Annotated in this window: 3 protein-coding genes; 1 reads left to right on the top strand and 2 read right to left on the bottom strand. The window is 72.6% G+C overall.

Annotation, left to right across the window (positions count from 1 at the left end):
- Nucleotides 1-93: 93 nt before the first annotated feature.
- Entirely contained in the window at nucleotides 94-546 is a 453-nt protein-coding gene (locus DQW06_RS04145; protein ID WP_013154742.1) for an Lrp/AsnC family transcriptional regulator, read from the bottom strand.
- Nucleotides 547-658: 112 nt separating this feature from the next.
- Between DQW06_RS04145 and DQW06_RS04140 the strand changes: the two genes are divergently transcribed.
- On the top strand, nucleotides 659-1273 hold the full coding sequence (locus DQW06_RS04140; protein ID WP_232238524.1) for a LysE family translocator: 615 nt from the start codon (nucleotides 659-661) through the stop codon (nucleotides 1271-1273).
- A gap of 37 nt (nucleotides 1274-1310) precedes the next feature.
- Here DQW06_RS04140 and DQW06_RS04135 read toward each other — a convergent pair whose 3' ends face one another.
- Nucleotides 1311-2051, bottom strand: a complete 741-nt coding sequence (locus tag DQW06_RS04135; RefSeq protein ID WP_013154740.1) for an MBL fold metallo-hydrolase — start codon at nucleotides 2049-2051, stop codon at nucleotides 1311-1313.
- Nucleotides 2052-2140 lie beyond the last annotated feature (89 nt).

The following is a 2140-nucleotide window of genomic DNA, read 5'->3' as shown; positions in this document are numbered from 1 at the left end:
GCTCCCACGGGGGCCGCGCCCGAGCGCGTCCGCCGACCGCTCCGCAAGCGTGTCCGGGGCTCCGGACCGCCGCCCGGACACGGGCACCCGGGTTCAGGCGGGCAGGGGCCGCTCCCGCACGACGTGCTTCATCACCAGCGTCGAACTCAGGTGCTGGACGCCGGGCAGGGTGGCCAGCGACTCGTCGTAGAGCACACGGAAGGCGGCCAGGTCGGCGCTGACCACGCGCAGCAGGTAGTCGGGGTCGCCGAACAGGCGCTCGGCCTGGACGACCTGGGGGATGTCCTCGACCGCCCGCTCGAAGGCCGCGACGGTGTCCCGGTCCTCCTGGCGCATGGTGACGAAGACCAGCGCCTGGAAGCCCAGACCCACCGCCTCGGCGTCCACGACCGCGCGGTACCCGCTGACCACCCCGGCGCGTTCGAGTTCGCGCAGTCTGCGATGGCACGGGGAGACGCTGAGCCCGACGCGGTGGGCCAGTTCGGTGACGCTCAGACGGCCGTCCTCCTGGAGTTCCGCAAGAATCTTCCGGTCGACGTTGTCCATGGAGGAGATTCTTCCACCAGCGGCGGTTCCAGCCGCAAGAAGTGGAACCATTTTCGGGCGTTTTGTGGCTACTCTTCCCCTCTGAACAGGAGTTTCGAGGAGAGGGGTGGCCGTGGAACCGGCTTCGGTCGCGGCGTTCTGGACGGTGTCGGTCCTGCTGATCCTGGTGCCGGGGGCGGACTGGGCCTACACCATCTCCGCCGGGCTGAGGGACCGCTCGGTGCTCCCGGCGGTGTCCGGGCTGCTGCTGGGCTACGTCGCCCTCACCGGGGTCGTGGCGGGCGGGGTCGCGGCGCTGGTGGCCAGCACACCGGCCGTGCTCACCGGCCTGACCCTGGCGGGCGCCGTCTACCTGGTGTGGCTCGGAGCGGCCACCCTGGCCCGTCCCGCGGTGCCCGGAGCGGGCGGCGCCGCGGTGCCCTCCTCCTGGGGCTCGCGGGTGCTGACCGGCACCGGCGTCAGCGGTCTCAACCCCAAGGCGCTGCTGCTGTTCCTGGCCCTGCTGCCGCAGTTCACCGACCCCGCGGGCGGGTGGCCGATGGCCGCGCAGATCGGCGCCCTGGGCCTGGTGCACACGGCCAGCTGCGGGGCGGTCTACCTGTGCGTGGGCGTGCTCGCCCGCACGGTGCTGGGAACCCGCCCCGCCGCCGCGCGCGCCGTCAGCCGCTTCTCCGGGGCCGCCATGATCGTCATCGGCGTGGGCCTGCTGGCCGAACGCCTCCTCTAGGGCGCGGGCCGACCGTCCCCGCGACGCCGTCGCGGTGTCAGGAGGGGCCGTGCCGAAGGGCGAGCTCGGCCATCCTCTCCGCACCGTCCCGCCACTCCTCGCCGTGTCCCACGAGCACGGTCCGCGCTCCCGTGTCCGCGATCGCGCCCAACGACGCCAGAGCGCGCTCCTCGTCCGCGGTCGCCGCTCCCGACACGATCTGCGGTCCGTACGTGCCCCGGTACGGGTTGAGGGTCACCACGGCGTCGCCGGCGATGACCGCTCCGCGGTCCGGGAAGTGCAGGGCGCAGTGGCCGAGCGTGTGACCCGGGGTGGGAACGACCCGCGGCGCCCCGGGCACCGGCAGTTCGCCGTCCCGGAAGCGGTGTACCTCCCTGATCGGCTTCGGCCACCACGCCCGCCGCCCCACGAACGAGGCGACCATCGGAAAGGCCTTCACCTGCGTCAGGAAGTAGGGGGTACGGGCACGCGCGTGCCCGTACTGGCGGGGATGCCGTGTGAGCGGAACGTCGTTCTCGTGTATGTGGACGGGAACGCCCATCCGGGACCGGAGCCGTTCCGCGAACCCGAGGTGGTCGAAGTGCCCGTGCGTCAGCACCAGGGCGCGGATGTCCCGGGGCTGCCGCCCGAGCAGCATCAGGGCCCGCCGCAGGGAGTCCCACGAGCCCCCCACCCCGGCGTCGACGATCGTCAGCAGCCCTTCGTCCTCGACGATGAACCAGTTGACGTACCCGTCCCGCACGCAGTGGATGCCCTCCGCCACGTCCTTCCTGAACATCGCCCACCTCCCGGGAGGCCGATGAATGCGGTCTGGTGCGTCGGATGCCCCGACACGAGCGGCCCGAAACCCGTGCACGGGTTTCGGGC

The sequence above is a fragment of the Nocardiopsis sp. TNDT3 genome, assembly GCF_003427465.1.
Lineage (GTDB): Bacteria > Actinomycetota > Actinomycetes > Streptosporangiales > Streptosporangiaceae > Nocardiopsis > Nocardiopsis dassonvillei.
Note: the sequence above shows the minus strand (reverse complement) of the source record. Positions and strands in the feature narration are given on the sequence as shown.

Excerpts from the sequence above, each read along its gene's own strand:
- DQW06_RS04145 (WP_013154742.1), bottom strand. The coding sequence starts at position 546 with ATGGACAACGTCGACCGGAAGATTCTTGCGGAACTCCAGGAGGACGGC.
- DQW06_RS04135 (WP_013154740.1), bottom strand. The coding sequence starts at position 2,051 with ATGTTCAGGAAGGACGTGGCGGAGGGCATCCACTGCGTGCGGGACGGG.